Source organism: Bradyrhizobium erythrophlei (assembly GCF_042430365.1).
Taxonomy (GTDB): Bacteria; Pseudomonadota; Alphaproteobacteria; order Rhizobiales; family Xanthobacteraceae; genus Bradyrhizobium; species Bradyrhizobium erythrophlei.
Window position 1 is genome coordinate 355,950 of sequence record NZ_JBHMET010000229.1, and the last position, 17,018, is coordinate 372,967.

General features: G+C 59.8%; 11 protein-coding genes and 5 pseudogenes. 4 read left to right on the forward strand and 12 right to left on the reverse strand.

All coding sequences use genetic code 11. The features are described from left to right. A partial coding sequence (gene tnpA / locus ACFFWD_RS34195) for an IS66-like element accessory protein TnpA (protein WP_376973092.1) occupies positions 1-294 on the reverse strand: 294 nt, incomplete at its 3' end. 581 nt (positions 295-875) lie between these two features. On the opposite strand from tnpA, the pseudogene ACFFWD_RS34200 reads away from it, so the two are divergent. After that, a pseudogene (locus ACFFWD_RS34200) lies at positions 876-1,211 on the forward strand (transposase); the annotation flags it as partial. Positions 1,212-1,363: 152 nt separating this feature from the next. Here ACFFWD_RS34200 and ACFFWD_RS34205 read toward each other — a convergent pair. Continuing rightward, positions 1,364-1,678 (reverse strand): annotated as a pseudogene (locus ACFFWD_RS34205) (integrase core domain-containing protein); the annotation flags it as partial. Between the two features lie 225 nt (positions 1,679-1,903). On the opposite strand from ACFFWD_RS34205, the gene ACFFWD_RS34210 reads away from it, so the two are divergent. Beyond that, positions 1,904-2,071 (forward strand): hypothetical protein, encoded by a 168-nt coding sequence (locus ACFFWD_RS34210; protein WP_376973018.1) that lies wholly within the window; start codon positions 1,904-1,906, stop codon positions 2,069-2,071. Between the two features lie 436 nt (positions 2,072-2,507). Here ACFFWD_RS34210 and phaC read toward each other — a convergent pair whose 3' ends face one another. The 8 genes and pseudogenes from phaC to ACFFWD_RS34250 all read right to left on the reverse strand — a co-directional run bounded on the left by phaC (position 2,508) and on the right by ACFFWD_RS34250 (position 13,284). Beyond that, positions 2,508-4,217: a class I poly(R)-hydroxyalkanoic acid synthase gene (gene phaC, locus ACFFWD_RS34215; RefSeq protein ID WP_376973020.1), complete on the reverse strand. Its 1,710-nt coding sequence runs from the start codon at positions 4,215-4,217 to the stop codon at positions 2,508-2,510. Between the two features lie 187 nt (positions 4,218-4,404). Then, positions 4,405-4,764: an AAA-type ATPase lid domain-containing protein gene (locus ACFFWD_RS34220; RefSeq protein WP_376973022.1), complete on the reverse strand. Its 360-nt coding sequence runs from the start codon at positions 4,762-4,764 to the stop codon at positions 4,405-4,407. A gap of 104 nt (positions 4,765-4,868) precedes the next feature. Further along, positions 4,869-5,291, reverse strand: a pseudogene (locus ACFFWD_RS34225) (sigma-54 factor interaction domain-containing protein); the annotation flags it as partial. Continuing rightward, positions 5,279-5,583: pseudogene (locus ACFFWD_RS34230) on the reverse strand (SDR family NAD(P)-dependent oxidoreductase); the annotation flags it as partial. The pseudogenes ACFFWD_RS34230 and ACFFWD_RS34225, both read right to left, overlap by 13 nt. A gap of 264 nt (positions 5,584-5,847) precedes the next feature. Next, positions 5,848-7,596: a dihydrolipoyl dehydrogenase gene (gene lpdA, locus ACFFWD_RS34235; RefSeq protein WP_376973024.1), complete on the reverse strand. Its 1,749-nt coding sequence runs from the start codon at positions 7,594-7,596 to the stop codon at positions 5,848-5,850. A 14-nt stretch (positions 7,597-7,610) separates the two neighbouring features. Continuing rightward, positions 7,611-9,176, reverse strand: coding sequence for a dihydrolipoyllysine-residue acetyltransferase (locus ACFFWD_RS34240; RefSeq protein ID WP_376973026.1), 1,566 nt, complete (start codon positions 9,174-9,176; stop codon positions 7,611-7,613). Positions 9,177-9,200: 24 nt separating this feature from the next. Then, entirely contained in the window at positions 9,201-11,900 is a 2,700-nt protein-coding gene (aceE, locus tag ACFFWD_RS34245) for a pyruvate dehydrogenase (acetyl-transferring), homodimeric type (protein WP_376973028.1), read from the reverse strand. Between the two features lie 527 nt (positions 11,901-12,427). Beyond that, positions 12,428-13,284: pseudogene (locus ACFFWD_RS34250) on the reverse strand (iron-containing alcohol dehydrogenase). 913 nt (positions 13,285-14,197) lie between these two features. Between ACFFWD_RS34250 and ACFFWD_RS34255 the strand changes: the two are divergent. Further along, on the forward strand, positions 14,198-15,001 hold the full coding sequence (locus ACFFWD_RS34255) for a GntR family transcriptional regulator (protein ID WP_376973030.1): 804 nt from the start codon (positions 14,198-14,200) through the stop codon (positions 14,999-15,001). Positions 15,002-15,023: 22 nt separating this feature from the next. On the opposite strand, the gene ACFFWD_RS34260 is transcribed toward ACFFWD_RS34255, so the two are convergent. After that, positions 15,024-15,788, reverse strand: coding sequence for an IclR family transcriptional regulator domain-containing protein (locus ACFFWD_RS34260; protein ID WP_376973094.1), 765 nt, complete (start codon positions 15,786-15,788; stop codon positions 15,024-15,026). A 127-nt stretch (positions 15,789-15,915) separates the two neighbouring features. Between ACFFWD_RS34260 and ACFFWD_RS34265 the strand changes: the two genes are divergently transcribed. Further along, positions 15,916-16,482, forward strand: a complete 567-nt coding sequence (locus ACFFWD_RS34265) for a GntR family transcriptional regulator (RefSeq protein ID WP_376973032.1) — start codon at positions 15,916-15,918, stop codon at positions 16,480-16,482. Positions 16,483-16,490: 8 nt separating this feature from the next. On the opposite strand, the gene ACFFWD_RS34270 is transcribed toward ACFFWD_RS34265, so the two are convergent. After that, positions 16,491-17,018 (reverse strand): succinate dehydrogenase iron-sulfur subunit (locus tag ACFFWD_RS34270; RefSeq protein WP_376973034.1); only part of this gene is annotated, 528 nt, incomplete at its 5' end.

Below are 17,018 nucleotides of genomic sequence, written 5' to 3' on the forward strand. Positions count from 1 at the left end.
TGCACGCTGCGCAGGCGGCGAAGACGCCGGTTGCGGCGCGCTGATCGATATCGGAGCCGGCGCCGGAGTGATTTCGACAGGAACGAGAACTGGCACGGCGTCACCGCCCAGGCGGCCCTGGCGCGCCTGCCGACGCCAAGTGAACAGCAGGCTCGGAGCTACCCCATGCCGGCGCGCGATCCCGCAGACCGTCTCACCAGCTTGCAAGGTCTCCTCAACAAGTCGGACCTTCTCGTCGTAACTCCATCGGCGCCGGCGCTCGGCGCCCAATACCTTCACCTGCATTAGCGGCATGACCTTAAGGCTAGACTTAAGGTCACATCCTCAGAAAGACGCCCGAACTTCACAAGACGGCCGCCGCCGGAGGGATACGACTCAAAGAAGAAGAGAGCCGTTCTGAATGACCTCTTGCAGGTCCGCTTCGTCGGCTGTGAACCCGCCCAATTGCGTTCCCCACGGAGTTAAGGTGTTCGCCGAACGGCGACGCTGCTTCGATGGTCGATGGGTCGGCACCGCCGAGAGGCCGGCAGGCATCGATCCAATCAACCCCGACGTCTTGGCAACTCGCCACTGATGCGTTGCCGGCGAAGCGGGGATGTGTCGTGCTCCATCGGTTCATCGGCGCGGCCACCGCGGCCCCGCCGGGTAGCGGCGCTGGGCTGCTGTTTTTCCGTCACAAACGAGATGCTCCGCTCTCCGAAGCACCGTCAGCTAGTCGCCGGTCTGTCTGCCGACTGCCCGCCTACGGAGACCAGCCGTTCCCGAGCAATCTCAACGGAGGTGATGGTCGCAAGCACGGTTTCGAGATCGAGCGTCGAGTTCACCGCCTGCGTGACATCGCCAAGCGCTTTCAGCTCCTGAACGATGGCGCCACGATGCTTTACGTCGCCAGCAAGCGCGATTGCGATCGATGCGCATTGAAGTCCCGATGTTGCCCCAAGCAACCTTCACGGAGGGTGCCGCGCTCAATCTATGAGGGCGCTCGCGACATGGCCCGCCAGATCGCAAGGTCGTGGGAAGGACGCACCTCGCGCCGGCTCCGCAAGAAGATCGAGATGCTGTTCGCGCACCTCGAGCGCATTCTCAAGCTAGACCGTTTACGTTTACGAGGCCCAAACGGCGCGCGCGACGAGTTCATCCTCGCAGCCACCGCCCAGAACCTTCGAAAGATGGCCAAGCTGATCCCGATGCCAACCCCGAGGCTCGCATAGGGACCGGTAGGGCGGTCCGGCCATGTCGCCGCGGAGTCATTACAACCAAATACTGCCGGTTTTTTTCAACGGAATCGGCCAAAACCTGAAGAGCAGAGTTTGAGTAGAATGAGTCTCAGCCTATATTCCCGACATACTGTCCGGGCGGCACCCTAGGTGTTTAGTCCCGGCATTTTCTGGAGCGGATTGAGTTTGAATCGTTCTGGCTGGGAAGTCCAGCATTTGCAGATGTATTCGTAGGGCGTGAGGCCCTTCAGGGTCTTCAGCCGCCGAGCGTAGTTGTAGGCGCTGATGAAGTCGGCAAGGTGTACTTCGAGCTGATCGTGTCGATCGTAATGGTAGCGTTGGACGGTCGCTTCCTTGATCGTGCGGTTCATGCGCTCGACCTGGCCATTGGTCCAGGGATGCTTGATCTTGGTCAGCCGATGTTCGATGCCATTCTCTTGGCAGCGCATATCGAACATATGCGTCACGTATCTTGCCGTCGCGCCGTCTCTGGTTGATCCCATAGCGCCTGGCGAGCGCTCTCAGGCTCTCTTGACTATTTTGTATTGCTCGACGGATTGCCTCCGTCGTGGTGGCGCAACCGTGTAAAACTTGTCCCATAGCGCATCCTTCGAATCGTGCGATAAGAATGCACCATCAAAGCCTGGGACTAAACACCTAGTCCACATCTATGGCGAGTACGGTCAATGACAAACCTCTACGACCTTTCCGAGATGGTCGCAGTCGTCACCGGCGGTAGTCGCGGCATCGGCCTGGCTATCGCACGCCATTTCCTGAAGGCCTCGAAGCAGTTGAGAACAGTCTTGGCGTTTCTGATTAAGCTAGAGGCCGAACTATCCTGCTCGCAGCGGTAACGAGTAAACACCGCTCTTATTGTGGTCCGGACGCAGATGCAGCTGCCAACCGCATCACATGGTGCTCGGGAGGCGGCCTCAATGCTTCTTGGCGAGCTCGACCGAGTCTTCGAGACATTAACAGCACAGGCGGTCGCGGAATCCGGTTGTAGGCACCGCACCACGGAACGATCGCGAACCAATACCATAGTAGCCGGTAGCAGCGCGCGCGAGCGAACGCCGGGGCGGCGGAACAGCGCGGGACACTGGACACCCAAAGCCGTTTGGCGTTCGTCGACGCGGCATTGGCCTTCGGATGAAAGCCACCTCTTCCGGAAGAGCGCCTTCGAGAGCGGGGCCTCCCGGAAGTCTCGACAGAGCGTCAGGGGCGTCTTTTTTTGAGCCCAAGTGACTGACTTGTGGAGGCCTGCCGATCGTTGTTGTGCCGCCAAGAAGATCAGACCGCCTTTTGCTTCACATATCGGCCGGGGGCGGGTTCGCCTGGCGGGTAGGCGTTGCTGCCGAGCTCCGTGCGAGCCGGCCACCGGTCTTCAACCGATGGCGTGAGCCAATCGATCCAATCGTTCCACCAACTGCCAGGCTTTTCCTCGGCACCCGCCAGCCATGCCTTCGGGTCTTCGAATTCCTTGGTCGACACCCAAAAGCTTCGCTTGTTCTTCGATGCGGGATTGATCACGCCGGCAATATGGCCGCTCGCGCCTAAGACGAATCGAACGTCACCACCCAGCAACTCTGTCGTTCGATAGGCGGACGTCCACGGCACGATATGATCTTCAGCGGTTGCGAGGACGTAGGCAGGCACATCAACCCGTCCCAAATCGACCGGCGTTCCGCACACTGTCAACCGATTCGGCTTTCGAAGATTGTTCTCGAGGTACATATTCCTGACATACCAACAATACATGGGCCCCGGCAGATTGGTGACGTCAGCGTTCCAGAACAGCAGGTCGAAACGCTCCGGCGATTTACCTTTCAGGTAATTGTTAATCACGTTCGGCCAGATAAGTTCTTTTGAGCGTAGAGTTTGGAAGACGAATCCTAGCTCCGCTCCGCGGTAGATGCCTCCCCTGCCGATCGTCTGTTCGCGCAGTTGCACGCTCTCTTCGTCTACGAATACGCCGAGATCCCCCGGCTCCCGGTAATCCAGCATTGTTGTCAGCAACGTCATGGTTGCGACCGACGCGTCGTCCCGGGTCCTCAGCACGGCAAGCGCGCAGGAGAGTATAGTTCCGCCGACGCACCAGCCCAACACGTTGATTTTGTCGGCATCAGAAATCGATCGAGAGACCTCGATGGCACGCATTACGCCTTGCTCAACGTAGTCATCCCATCCCAAGTGCCCGCTCGAAATGTCAGGGTTGCGCCACGACACCATAAAGACCGTCAGCCCGCGCTCGACCGCAAAACGCACGAAGGAGTTAGCGGGTTGCAGGTCGAGAATGTAGAATTTGTTGATGCAAGGCGGCACGATCAGCAGAGGCCTCGCGGCCACCTGCTCAGTCGCTGGCTCGTACTGAATGAGTTGAAACAGTTCGTTCTCGAATACGACTGCGCCTTTGGATGTCGCGACGTCTCTTCCGACTTCGAATGCCTTTTCGTCCGTGATCGTGATGCCGCCTTTGCTTAGGTCCGCCATGAGGTTGTCCAGACCGTCCATCAGGCTTCGACCTTCGCTTTCCGATGCCAGCTTGATTGCGTCGGGATTGGTAGCGACAAAATTGGTTGGACTCATCGCCTCGACTAACTGGCGTGTGAAGAAGCGGAGTCGATGTTTTTCCTTTTTGTTCAGATCGAGCGCTTCAACGAAGTCGACACAATATCGGGAATTCAGCAGGTAGCATTGCTTCAGCAAATGGTAGAGAGAATTGTCTCGCCATTCGGAACCGCTGAATCTGCGATCCTCGTGCGTCGGTTCAGGCGTTGATTCGGCTTGAACACCTGTAACAAACTTAGTTGCATGGTCGTATAGGCGCATCAGGTGTTCCGCTTGCAATTGAGCAATGCGCTCTGACGAGTTGAGAGCCGAGCCCCACTTTGTACCGCCATCATCGGCTATCGTCATCCGCCCCAGCGACCGCCACAGGCTCACTCCTGCCTTCATGAATCCGTCGATAAACTCGTCCGGCATGTTAAATGGTCGTTTCATCGGTTCCTCCAGGTCGCAACAAAATGGAATGTGTCATGTGTTCTGTGCTGTGGTAGGCGCTTCTTTCCGACGCCCTTTGTTCGCGCGTCCTCCCGCACCTGCCGAGCCTCGGCTATCGCTCGAATCTGGCGGTAGCGACTAGCCATCATCGTCAAGATCCGGAACGCACGTTCGAACCTCCCCTGAATCATTCTATGTCTACAGAAAGACGCTTGATCTTTTCGTACAACGTCTGCTTTGGAACGCCCAAGAGCATCGCGGTCGCCTGGACATCACCCTGCTTGCGCCGCAACGCATCCTCGATGATCGATCGCTCAATGCTTTCCAACTGCCGAGGCAATGACGATTTGGGAGTAGCGTACCCTGGCTTGTTGATCGTCTTGCTATCCAGCACACCAAGTACAAATCGATCGGCGACGTTGCGAAGCTCGCGTACGTTTCCTGGCCAGGAATACGCGAGCAGGCACGATAAGATCTGCTCGTCCAAAATCGGCGCCTCACGCTCATACCGCCAGGCGGCATCCAGGGTAAAATGATCGAACAGCAAAGGAATGTCTTCTCGCCGCTCTCGAAGGGGCGCAGCTCGATGAAAGCGAATCCCAGGCGATAATAACGATCAGCCCGAAACAGGCGCCTTTCGCTCAACTCGAATAAGTTCACCTTGCTCGCCGCCACGACGCGGCAATTCACCGGAATTGGCGTATTGGTGCCGACGCGCTCAATGGATCGATCCTGAAGCGACCTCAGCAGCTTCACCTGCACGCTCAGTGGCATGCTCTCGATTTCATCGAGGGACAGCGTTCCGCCATTGGCATATTCGATCTTTCCGATGCGCTGGCGGGTGGCACCGGTGAATGCTCCAACCTCGTGGCCGAACAACTCGCTCTCGACCAGCGATTCGGGCAGGCCGCCGCAGTTCACTGGAACATAATTGCCGCTGCGCCTTTCGCTGTTCTTGTGGAGACAGTCCGCGACAACATCCTTTCCGGTTCCGGTCTCGCCATAGGTCGTGACGTCGACATTCGTCGAGGCCAGGATGGATACGAGTCGGCGGACCTCCTGACCGCGTACCATTGCTCCGGCGTCATCTTGTGGAACATCCGTCCTTGGTGATGCCCGCGTTGTTGACGAGCACCTCTACCGGACCAAGGTCGGCTTCGACCTGCTTCAGACCTTCTGCACATGCGTCGTAGTTCGAAACGTCCCACTTGTAGACGTTGATACCGGTCTCGCTTTTGAACTTGGCAGCCGCTTCATCGTTACCGGCATAGCTCGCAGCAACCTTATAGCCGGCCGCTTTGCGGGCGATCGAAATCGCTTCTCCTATGCCTCGCGTTCCGCCAGTCACCACCGCAACTTTGGACATCGTTTCCTCCTAGCAGTTCATCTTTTTTTCGCCGGCCCTCAAGCAGCCGTCGTCTTTCGCTGACGGCCTCCCGCCGTCCGCATCTCTCGACCCGCTCGCCACTAGTCGTTCGTTGGCCTAGCACTCGGCGATCAAGGAGATCGCCCATGCCGTCGCCAATACACACCGCAGCAAGGCCCTTTTCGCGTTGTGCTTCTTCGCGGCCGCCGTTTCAGACATTGTGTTACCCCTGATCCCACTGTGCCTGCGTGGCGGTTGGCGACATTATTTTTTCTTCTGCGGCGGCAGATCGGTGCAATGGCCCTCGAAGACTTCCGCCGCCATGCCGATGGACTCTCCCAATGTCGGATGCGGATGAATGGTCTTGCCGATGTCAGCTGGCTCGCACCCCATCTCGATTGCAAGGCAGATCTCACTGATGAGGTCGCCTGCATGCGTGCCGACGATCCCGCCGCCGATGATGTAATGGGTCGTTGTATCGAACAGCAACTTGGTGAAGCCCTCGTCGCGGCCGTTGGCGATGGCACGGCCGGAGGCCGCCCAGGGAAATACGGCCTTGCCGAACTTGACGCCCTCGGCCTTGCACTGCTCCTCCGTCTTGCCGGCCCAAGCGACTTCGGGATCGGTATAGGCGACGGAGGGAATCTGCCGCGCGTCGAAATACGACTTTTCGCCGTGGGCGACCTCGGCGGCTACATGGCCTTCATGCACCGCCTTGTGCGCCAGCATGGGCTGCCCGACGATGTCCCCGATCGCAAAGATGTGCGCCACGTTGGTGCGCATCTGCTTGTCGACATCGATGAAGCCTCGATCGGTCACTGCGATACCGGCGTTCTCGGCGGCGATCTTCTTGCCATTCGGGCTTCGGCCGACCGACACGAGAACGAAGTCGTAGACCTGCGGCCCAGCAGGTGCCTGCTCGCCCTCGAAGCTCACTTCGATCCCGGCCTCGGTCGCTTTCGCGTCAACCGTCTTGGTCTTCAGCATGACCTTGTCGAAACGGCCCGCGTTCATCTTCTCCCAGACCTTGACGAGGTCGCGGTCGGCTCCCTGCATCAGACCGTCGAGCATTTCGACGACATCGATGCGCGTGCCGAGCGTCGAATACACCGTGGCCATTTCGAGCCCGATGATGCCGCCACCGATCACGAGCATGCGCTTGGGGATCGATTTCAGCTGCAGCGCGCGGGTCGAATCGAAGATGCGCGGGTCGTCGGGCAGAAATGGCAGCTTCACGGCCTGGCTGCCAGCGGCGATGATCGCCTTACCGAACTTGACGGTTCTCTTGCCGCCCGCCGAGACGACTTCGAGATGATGCGGATCCAGGAAGGCGCCGACGCCGGTCAGGACCTCGACCTTGCGGGCCTTCGCCATGCCGGCAAGACCGCCCGTCAGCTTCTTGATCACACCGTCCTTGAACGCGCGCAGCTTGCCAAGGTCGACCTGTGGCGCGCCGAAGGAGATTCCGTGGTCGGGGAGATGCCTGACCTCGTCGATCACCGATGCGGTATGTAGCAACGCCTTGCTCGGGATACAGCCGACATTGAGGCACACGCCTCCGAGCGTGTCGTAACGCTCGACCAGTACGGTCTTCATGCCGAGATCAGCGGCGCGGAAGGCGGCCGAGTAACCTCCAGGGCCGGCACCGAGCACCAGCATGTCACATTCGATACCGGCCTTGCCCGAGTGGGACGCTGCGGAGGGCGCAACCGGCGGCGAAGCGGCCGCGGCCAGCTGCGATGCCGACGCGGGCGTGGGCGCAGCGGCAGCGCCAGTGGTCTCCAGAACGAGGATGATCGATCCTTCGCTCACCCTGTCGTCGACTTTGACCCTGACCTCCTTGACGACGCCCGCGTGGGAGGACGGGATCTCCATCGACGCCTTGTCGGACTCGACCATGATGAGGCTGGTATCGACCGCAACGGTCTCGCCAGGCTTCACCATCACCTCGATCACCGCAATGTCCTTGAAGTCGCCGATGTCTGGGACCCTCACATCGATCTGCTGAGCCATGCCGCTCCCCTATCTCAGAACAGCACGCGCCGCAGATCGGCGAGTACGTTGGCGAAGTAGACGTTGAAACGCGCAGCAGTGGCGCCATCGATGACCCGGTGGTCCCAGGACAAGGACAGCGGCAAGGTCAGACGCGACGTCCAAGTCTTGCCGTCAGCCGAATGCTGCTTCCAGTACCCCTTGCACACACCCATGATCGCGACTTCCGGCGCGTTGATGATCGGCGTGAAATAGATGCCGCCGATGCCGCCGAGCGAGGAGATCGAGAATGTCCCGCCCTGCATCTGGTCGGGTTTGATCTTGCCCTCGCGCGCGAGCTTGGCGAGCGCGTTCATTTCCATGGCGATTTCCGGCACCGATTTCTTGTCCGCATCGCGGATCACCGGCACCATCAGGCCGTTCGGGGTATCTGCGGCAAAGCCGATGTGCCAGTAATTCTTGTGGACCAACGTGTCGCCGTCGAGGCTGGCATTGAATTCCGGGAATTTCTGCAGCGTGGCGACGGCCGCCTTCACCATGAACGGCAGGAGCGAGAGCTTGACGCTGCTCTTCTCCAGTTCCTTGTTCATCTTCACCCTGAACTGCTCGAGGTCGGTGATGTCGGCCTCGTCGTGGGTGGTGACGTGCGGAATGACGACCCAGTTGCGGTGAAGATTGGCCGCGGAAATCTTCTTGATACGGCCGAGTTCCTTGCGCTCGACGGGCCCGAACTTCGCGAAATCGACATTGGGCCAGGGCAACAGGTCGATGCCGCCGACGCCGCCCCGGCTTCCGGCCGCTACCTGCGACTTGGCAGGCGCGGGCCCGCCTTTGGCGAAGCCCTCGACGTCCTCACGCAGGATGCGGCCATGATTGCCCGTCCCTTTGACCTTTCCAAGGTCGACGCCTTTTTCACGCGCAAGCTTGCGCACGGCTGGGCTTGCGTAGGCGAGCGCAAAACTCTTTTCGTCAAAGGCACCGACCACCGCCGCTCCGGCGGCGGTGGTCGGTGAGAACGCAGGCGACGACGAGGGAGGAACGTCGGCCTGCAAGGATGCTTCTCCGGTTGCGAGCGATAGAATGATCGCGCCCTCGCTGACTTTGTCGCCGGTCTTCACCTTGACCTCGCGGACCGTGCCCGATAGCGGCGCCGGCACTTCCATCGTCGCCTTGTCCGATTCGAGCGCAATCAGCGGGTCCTCGGCCTTCACGGTGTCGCCGGGCGTGACGAAGATCGCGATGACCGGAATGTCCTTGAAATCGCCGATGTCGGGCACGCGCACCTCGGCGACGCCAGCCGGTGCGCTGACCGGCGACGGCGGCGCGCTGACGACCGGACGCGCGTCGGCCTGCTCTCCGGCTGCGCCCTCGAACTGCACGATCACGGCGCCTTCGCTCACCTTGTCGCCGACCGTCACGACCACCGATTTCACCACGCCGTCCCGCGGAGACGGCACCTCCATGGTCGCCTTGTCGGACTCCAGCGCAACCAGCGGATCCTCGGCCTTCACCTTGTCGCCCGGCTTGACGAACACTTCGATGACCGGAACTTCCTTGAAGTCGCCGATGTCGGGAACCTTGATGTCAATCAGACCACTCATCGCTCTGCCCTCGGGTCCGCTGTCTCACACGGTCCAGGGCGCGGCGCGCCCGGCGTCGATTTGATATTTGGCGATAGCCTCGGCCACGATCGCCGGTTTGATCGCCCCCTCGTCGGTCAGGGCCTTGAGCGCGGCGATAGCCACGTAGTGACGATCGACCTCGAAGAACTTCCGGAGCTTCACGCGATAGTCGCTACGGCCAAAACCGTCCGTGCCGAGCACGACGTAGCGGCGTCCGGCGGCCTGGACGTATTCCCGGATCTGATCGGGATAGTTGCGCATGTAGTCGGTGGACGCCACGACCGGCCCCGGATGCCCTTCGAGCTGCGCTTCCACCCAGCTCTTGCGCCGCGGCTCGGTCGGATGCAGCAAATTCCATCGCTCTGCCGCCATGCCGTCGCGACGCAATTCGTTGAAGCTGGTCGCGCTCCAGACGTCGGCGGTTACGCCGAAGTCGACCTTGAGCAGATCCGCCGCCGCGATCACCTCGCGCAGGATAGTACCGGACCCGACAAGCTGAACGCGAAGCCCCTTCTTCGCCGTCTCGCCGCCGTTCTTCAGGAGATAGAGTCCCTTGAGAATCCCCTCCTCGGCGCCCTTGCCGGCGTCGACGAGGGCGGGATGCGGATAGTTCTCGTTCATCAGGGTGATGTAGTAGTAGACGTCCTCCTGCGCCTCATACATGCGGCGCATACCTTCGCGCACAATCGTCACGACCTCATAGGCGAAGGTTGGATCGTAGGACACGCAGTTCGGAATGGTGCTGGCGAGGACGTGGCTGTGGCCGTCCTCATGTTGCAAACCTTCGCCGTTGAGGGTGGTGCGGCCGGCGGTGCCGCCGAGCAGGAAGCCACGCGCCCGCATGTCGCCTGCGAGCCAGGCGAGGTCACCGACGCGCTGCAGCCCGAACATCGAATAGTAGATGTAGAACGGGATCATCGGCACGTTGTTCGTGCTGTAAGACGTCGCCGCGACGATCCAGCTCGACATGGCGCCGCCTTCGTTGATGCCCTCCTGCAAGACCTGCCCGCTCTTGTCCTCGCGGTAGTACATCAATTGGTCGGCGTCCTGCGGCCGGTAGAGCTGCCCCACCGACGAATAGATGCCGAGCTGGCGGAACATGCCTTCCATGCCGAAGGTACGGGATTCGTCCGGCACGATCGGCACGATGTGCTTGCCGATCGCCTTGTCGCGGACCAGCGCGCCGAGCATTTGCACGAACGCCATGGTGGTCGAAATTTCGCGGTCGCCGGTGCTGTCGAGCAGCCGCTGGAAGGTCGAGAGCGGCGGAATTTGCAGGGACGCAGACTTGCGCCTGCGCTGTGGCAGGCTGCCGCCGAGCTTTTCGCGCTGCGCCCGGAAGTACTTCATCTCCGGGCTGTCTTCCGGCAGACGGACGAAGGGAACCTTCGCCAGATCGTCGTCGGCGACCGGGACCTGGAAGCGGTCGCGGAAGCCGCGCAGCGCCTCCTGGGTCATCTTCTTGGCCTGATGCGCGATCATCTGGCCTTCACCGGACTCGCCCATGCCGTAGCCCTTGACGGTCTTCGGCAGAATGACCGTAGGCTGGCCCTTGTGGTTCGCCGCCGCCGCATAGGCCGCGAAGACTTTTTCCGGATCGTGACCGCCGCGCGCGAGTGCCCAGATCTCGTCGTCGCTCATGTCGGCGACGAGTTGTTTCAGCTCATCGTACTTGCCGAAGAAGCGTTCGCGTATATAGGCGCCGCTCTTGCTCTTGAAATCCTGGTACTCGCCGTCGACGCACTCCTCCATGCGCTTCAGCAGCAAGCCGGTCTTGTCCTTTTCGAGCAGGCGATCCCAGCCCGAGCCCCACAGCACCTTGATGACGTTCCAGCCGGCGCCGCGGAAGACGCTTTCGAGTTCCTGGACGATCTTGCCGTTGCCGCGGACGGGCCCGTCGAGCCGCTGGAGGTTGCAATTGATGACAAAGATCAGATTGTCGAGCTTCTCGCGGCCGGCGAGCGAAATCGCACCGAGTGACTCCAGCTCATCCGTTTCGCCGTCGCCCATGAAGGCCCAGACCTTGCGATTCGACGTTTCCGCCAGCTTGTGGTTTTGGAGGTACCTCAGGAACCGCGCCTGATAGATCGCCATCAGAGGCCCCAGTCCCATCGACACCGTCGGGAACTGCCAGAAGTCCGGCATGAGCCACGGGTGGGGATAGCTCGACAGCCCTTTGCCGCCGGTCTCTTGCCTGAAGCTGAGGATTTGCTCCTCGCTCAACCGGCCTTCGAGGAAGGCACGGGCGTAGATGCCTGGCGAACTGTGCCCCTGGACGAAGATGAGATCGCCGCCATGCGTTTCCGTCGGTGCGTGCCAGAAGTGACCGAAGCCGATATCGTAAAGCGTCGCCGCCGACTGGAAGCTCGCGATATGTCCGCCGAGTTCCGAGCTTTTCTTGTTGGCGCGCAGAACGATCGCCAGGGCATTCCACCGGATGATCGAACGAAGCTTGTGTTCGATCGTACGATCGCCTGGTAGTGCCGGCTGCTGCTGCACCGGAATCGTATTGCAATACGGCGTGGTCAGCGACTGCTTTAATTGAAGGCCGCAGCTTCGCGCCGCCTCGACCATCGTGTTGACGACGAACGCGGCCCGTTGGTTGCCGCGATGGCTCTGGATTGCCGATAGGGCATCGAGCCATTCCTGGGTTTCCTGCGGATCCAGATCGTGCGCGTCCGCGACCTTCATTGCCCTCTCCATTGCGTGTTAAACGGAAGTCAAGCGCTCCCTTCATTGCTGCGCCAGAGGCATGGCTTGTCGTACTACGTGAAGAGTTGATTACTGGATGGCATTCCAACGCCTCCCGCGCCGTGCTTCTGTTGCTTGTTTGCGAATTAAAAGGCAGCTTTCGTGCCAGACGATCAAAGCGTCGGACCGTACCCCCGCATGCCCTTCATTTTGCTAGAGATTGGCATGCGCGCCGCCGACTTCGTCGGAGCGATCGGCCAAGATCCGTCTGGAGCTCCGGAAAACCGGCCGGAGATGGCATCCCAAAGATTGGATCGTTGCGACTGTAGCTTCGCAACGCGGAGGCGCTCGCAGACAAGCCAAGCCGATCCGCGTGAAGGACGAACTCGCGCAGCTCGCGAGAGCAACCTTGTGTCGCGAGAGGGCAGCCGCCCCAACATCCGCGAGTGTCGGGACGAGAAACATATTGCCTTTATGTTCGTGGGCGAGACCTTCATGGGGATCACGCTGATAAAGAGCAACGGTAGGAGGAATTCTGGTCAAGAAACCAACGGCGGTTCGCCCGACCAAACGCGGACGATCAGACCTCGGATGGCCTCCCGCTCGAGCGGCGCGGATTCCAATAAGGATTCGTAACAGCAAGATCGGCGACCTTATCGATGCTATCGCGTGGCATGCCGATGTCCTTCAGCGCGAGCTTTGCCCCGAGCACTTGTGCAAGCTCATAAAGACCTAGCGCTGCGCCATAGAGCGCGTCGGACCGATCGACACGATCGTTGGAGTTTACGACGATCGCCGGCAAAACGCGCGCGATCACGCGAATTCCTTCTTCAGCCATGAGCGAAATGATCGGATTTTCGTCGCGCGCGTAGAGCGTCTCTACCGCATGCGCAATCGCATCCATGCCGGATGTCACAGTCATCCCTACGGGGGGCGACACTGTCAGATTGACGTCGTAGGCAACCGTTTGGGGCAGAATCTTCGAGCTTGATTGAGTGGTTTTAAGGCCGTCACGGGTTTCGCCGAGGATGGGCGTCATCTCGGAGTCGGCATAAGTCGTCGGCACCACGACCTGCGCCAAATCGGTGCGCAGCGCAATTGCCTTGCTGAGACCTATCGTCGAGCCGCCGCCAATTGCAACTATGCCGTCAACCTCGAGGGCCTTCACCTCGTCCATTGCGCGCTGGGTCACCTCGACCGGCGTATCCATGAACAGGCCTGCGGCGCGACCGCCGATAAGGGCTCCCATTTCTCGACCCTGCTTCTCTTGCTGTGGCGTAGTCAGTATCAGCGCACGCGCCATCGACAAGCGATCGAGTTCGGCCGGCAAAAGCATGAGCGTCTCGGCGCCGAACACTGCACGCGCAGGAGCTGTCTGGTGGACGAAGGCGTCCATCGCTTCCTCCTCACATCGTCCGACACAGAAGACACGGCCGGCACGCATCGCGCTCGCCGCAGCTAACTCTCAGGGAACAAGAAGCTCGCATGGCGCCTTCTTGCTTTCGCGAAGTCCTGGGTCTGGGAGGTGATGACGGTATGGCTGACCTATGCTGCGGCACGCCCCAAGCCCCCTCGGGAAAAGCTGACGCGGAAGCGCATGGTGAACGCAGATTGAACTGCAACAACAGAACTGTATCTCGCATCATCGAAGCTCCCCCTCCAGGAACGGGAGCCGCCCCTGGCAATTTGCCGGCCCTCTCGCGCCAGAGAGGGCTTCAAGCAGGACTTTCGTATACAATGGCAGATACTTGATGGACCGAATGGCGTGACTAACGAACCCCTTCATGCAACATGCAGATCACGTTATTAGCTTGTTATAACATGCATTCAATCGACTAGTAAACGGCAGAATACAATATTTGTGACTGGCGAAAGATCCCCAAAGCGCAAGGCGATGAACGTTTTTCGTATACGAAGCTTCATGGGCGGATGTCGGTTCTCGGGCCTGGCCGGTGTTATGCTACGCCTCGTTTGGGGCTCCAGGGATCTGTGGCTCCAATTCACGAATAATGACCTCAAGACTCAAAGGCGAGTTGCGATCATGTGTACTGTTGATCTCTCGGCTGCGCACGCCATGCCGGATTCGCGCACGCAAAACTCACGCCGCGACGCCTTCTGCCGACGACTGCAAGGCTCCATCGGCAGCACGGCCACAAATTGAAATTGAACGGGCAGAATCGCGAAATGGGCGTTCGAGGCAAAACGGAGAAACAGTGGAACAATAATGTTGTTTACAATGTCGGCTTTGCTCTCCAAGGAGAGCGAGAGCCGGTATCCTTCGTAAGATGACGATCAATTGGAGAAGTTCTTTGAAAGCCGCGCCGAAAGGCTCCGGAGAAAGAGGAGGCAAGCAGACTGCCAAAGTCCAACGGGTGCTCCGTGGGTTGCTTCTGGATGGAGCGCTGCCTCTGGGTGAGCGGCTCGTCGAGGAAGAGATGGTGGAGCGGGTCGGAGCTTCGCGGACACCGCTTCGCATGGCTTTGGTGAGCCTGCAGGAAGAAGGACTACTTGATGCACTGCCATCCGGCGGTTTCGTCGCGAGGGCTTTCACCGAACCGGAAGTCCTAGCAGCGATCGAAATTCGGGGCACGCTCGAAGGTCTCGCCGCTCGTTTCGCCGCAGAACGTCACCCCTCGAAACTGGAATTGCAGCCTTTGCGTGAGTGCTTGTCACAGCTAGACGTAGCGATCGGCAATGCCTCCGCGTCGCCAAAAGACCAACTTGCCACCTATGCTGACTTGAACAAACGCTTTCATGCCCATATCGCAGAGCTCGCAAGCAACCAATCTTTGTCGCGACAATTGGAGCGTGCTTCGGCTCTGCCTTTCGCGGCATCGAGCGCCCTGGTAATGGCCCACGAGAAAATCACGGACGTACAGACTTATCTGATTATCGCCCAAGACCAGCATCACGAGATCGTCGAAGCAATCGAAAGGCACGATGGGACTCGCGCAGAAAGCTTGATGCGAGAGCATTCGCGCCTATCGACCCGCAATCTAGCTCGTATCTTGTCCACGCCCGAAGCCCTCGCACTCGTGCCGGGCTCAGCCCTCATCGTGGTCGGAGGCCATAGGGGCACATCCTCGACTGACGATAATCAGGGGGCCTCCTGATCCAAAGCTTCTCAATTGCTAGTCATACGGCTGCACGCAACTCGTCTCGCGCCGACATCAGTACTGGCAAGAAGCGTTCGATTACTTCGTCACACTCCATGCGCGCGGCAGCGACGCTGATATTGACCGCGACTTCAGCTTGACCAGGCCCCCTGAAGACGGGGACGGCAATCGAACGCAAACCAAGCTCCAGCTCTTCATCCGCGAGCGCAAAGCCGAGTTTTCGCACGTCGTTAAGGGCAGCTCTCACGCCACGCTCGTCATACTTAGTTTTTGGGGTCAGCGGAGCCATCTTCACGGTTCGAAAATAGTCGTCCAATTGGGACGGTTGCACGTAAGCGAGCAGGCTTCGTCCGAGCGCAGTGCAGTACGCAGGCAACCGGCTACCCACGCTCAAGTCGACGGCCATAATGCGGCCAGTTGATGAACGAGCGATATAGATAACCTCCGTGCCATCTAAAACAGCTGCGGAGCTTGATTCATGCGTTATGGCTGAGATCTGCTCCAACACAGGCTGAACCCGAAACGCAAGAGCCGCAGATGACAAGTAGGCGTATCCCAACCTGAGGACGCGCGGCAACAGAGTAAAGAATCTGCCGTCAAACGCCGCGTAGCCGTTCTTCACCAAAGTGAGCAGGTACCGCCGTGCGGCCGCACGCGTTAAACCGGTCGCGTTTGCGACGTCTACAACAGTGAGCTTCGGGTGCGCGGCGTCAAACGCCTCAATAACTGCCAGCCCTTTTTCGAGGCCCGCAACAAGGTCACGGTTGGGTATGTCGATTTTCATCACTCAAAAACCTCAGCTCTGTGCGATTAGCGCGCATCTTGATGATATTCGCCCTTGATGTGAGGGTCAAACTGCGGTATTGTGCGATTATAGGAATTTGGTGCGATAATCGCACGTGGGAAGGAAGATGACGAGCGCGATCGAGATCACGGAGGTTGCTGGAGGCGTCCACGCCGCGCTATCGCACGAGTTCTTGAAAGCGTTAGAAATTGAGGCCGCGCTGCAAGGGGTCTCTGCTCGCTTGGCCGCAGAGCATGGAGTACACGAGGATCAGCTTCGCTCTATTAGATCGTGCCTGGCGGCCATCGATCAACTGTTCGGATATCCGATGTCCGTATCCGTGTTCGAAGCATTCGCACATTTAAACGTCCGCTTCCATGAAGCGGTGCTAAGACTGTATCCTTACGCGGCTTCTCTGGCTGGGCCTCGAAAGAGGGATCTCGTCACGCCATTCAAGTTGCCGGACATACTGCCAGCTGTGCAGGCGAATCTCGGCCTGTTTCAGAGAATTTTAGTTCTCGAACAAGAACAGCATCGCTCCATCATCGAAGCGATTGGGCATGGTCATGGCGCACGCGCCGAGGACTTATTAAGAGATCATTCTAGACTTGCCGAGCGGCAACTTGCCCGCGACAGAGCGCTTCGTGCCGATGCCATCGTGAACGGCGGCTCCAACGTGGAACGGCAAGCCTGAGGAAGATTTCAGATCTGGCGCTCGACCAGCTTGAGCTTGAGCTCGGCGATCGCTTCCGATGGGTTGAGGCCCTTCGGGCACGCCTTGGCGCAGTTCATGATGGTGTGGCAGCGATAGAGGCGGAACGGGTCCTCGAGATTGTCGAGCCGCTCGCCGGTCGCCTCGTCGCGGCTGTCGGTGACCCAGCGCGTCGCCTGCAACAGCGCGGCGGGGCCGAGGAAGCGGTCGCTGTTCCACCAGTAGCTCGGGCAGGAGGTCGAGCAGCAGGCGCACAGGATGCATTCGTAGAGGCCGTCGAGCTTCTCGCGCTCCTCGTGGCTCTGCTTCCATTCCTTCTGCGGCGTCGGCGTGGTGGTCTTCAGCCACGGCTCGATCGAGGCGTACTGGGCGTAGAAGTTGGTGAGGTCGGGGACGAGGTCCTTGACGACCGGCTGGTGCGGCAGCGGGTTGACCTTCACCGCGCCGCCGGCGCCGACGTCGTGCATCGACTTGGTGCAGGCGAGCGTGTTCTGGCCGTCGATGTTCATCGCGCAGGA

Excerpts from the sequence above, each read along its gene's own strand:
- phaC (WP_376973020.1), bottom strand. The coding sequence starts at position 4,217 with ATGAAACGACCATTTAACATGCCGGACGAGTTTATCGACGGATTCATG.
- lpdA (WP_376973024.1), bottom strand. The coding sequence starts at position 7,596 with ATGGCTCAGCAGATCGATGTGAGGGTCCCAGACATCGGCGACTTCAAG.
- ACFFWD_RS34210 (WP_376973018.1), top strand. The coding sequence starts at position 1,904 with ATGACAAACCTCTACGACCTTTCCGAGATGGTCGCAGTCGTCACCGGC.
- ACFFWD_RS34240 (WP_376973026.1), bottom strand. The coding sequence starts at position 9,176 with ATGAGTGGTCTGATTGACATCAAGGTTCCCGACATCGGCGACTTCAAG.
- ACFFWD_RS34260 (WP_376973094.1), bottom strand. The coding sequence starts at position 15,788 with ATGAAAATCGACATACCCAACCGTGACCTTGTTGCGGGCCTCGAAAAA.
- ACFFWD_RS34265 (WP_376973032.1), top strand. The coding sequence starts at position 15,916 with ATGACGAGCGCGATCGAGATCACGGAGGTTGCTGGAGGCGTCCACGCC.
- aceE (WP_376973028.1), bottom strand. The coding sequence starts at position 11,900 with ATGGAGAGGGCAATGAAGGTCGCGGACGCGCACGATCTGGATCCGCAG.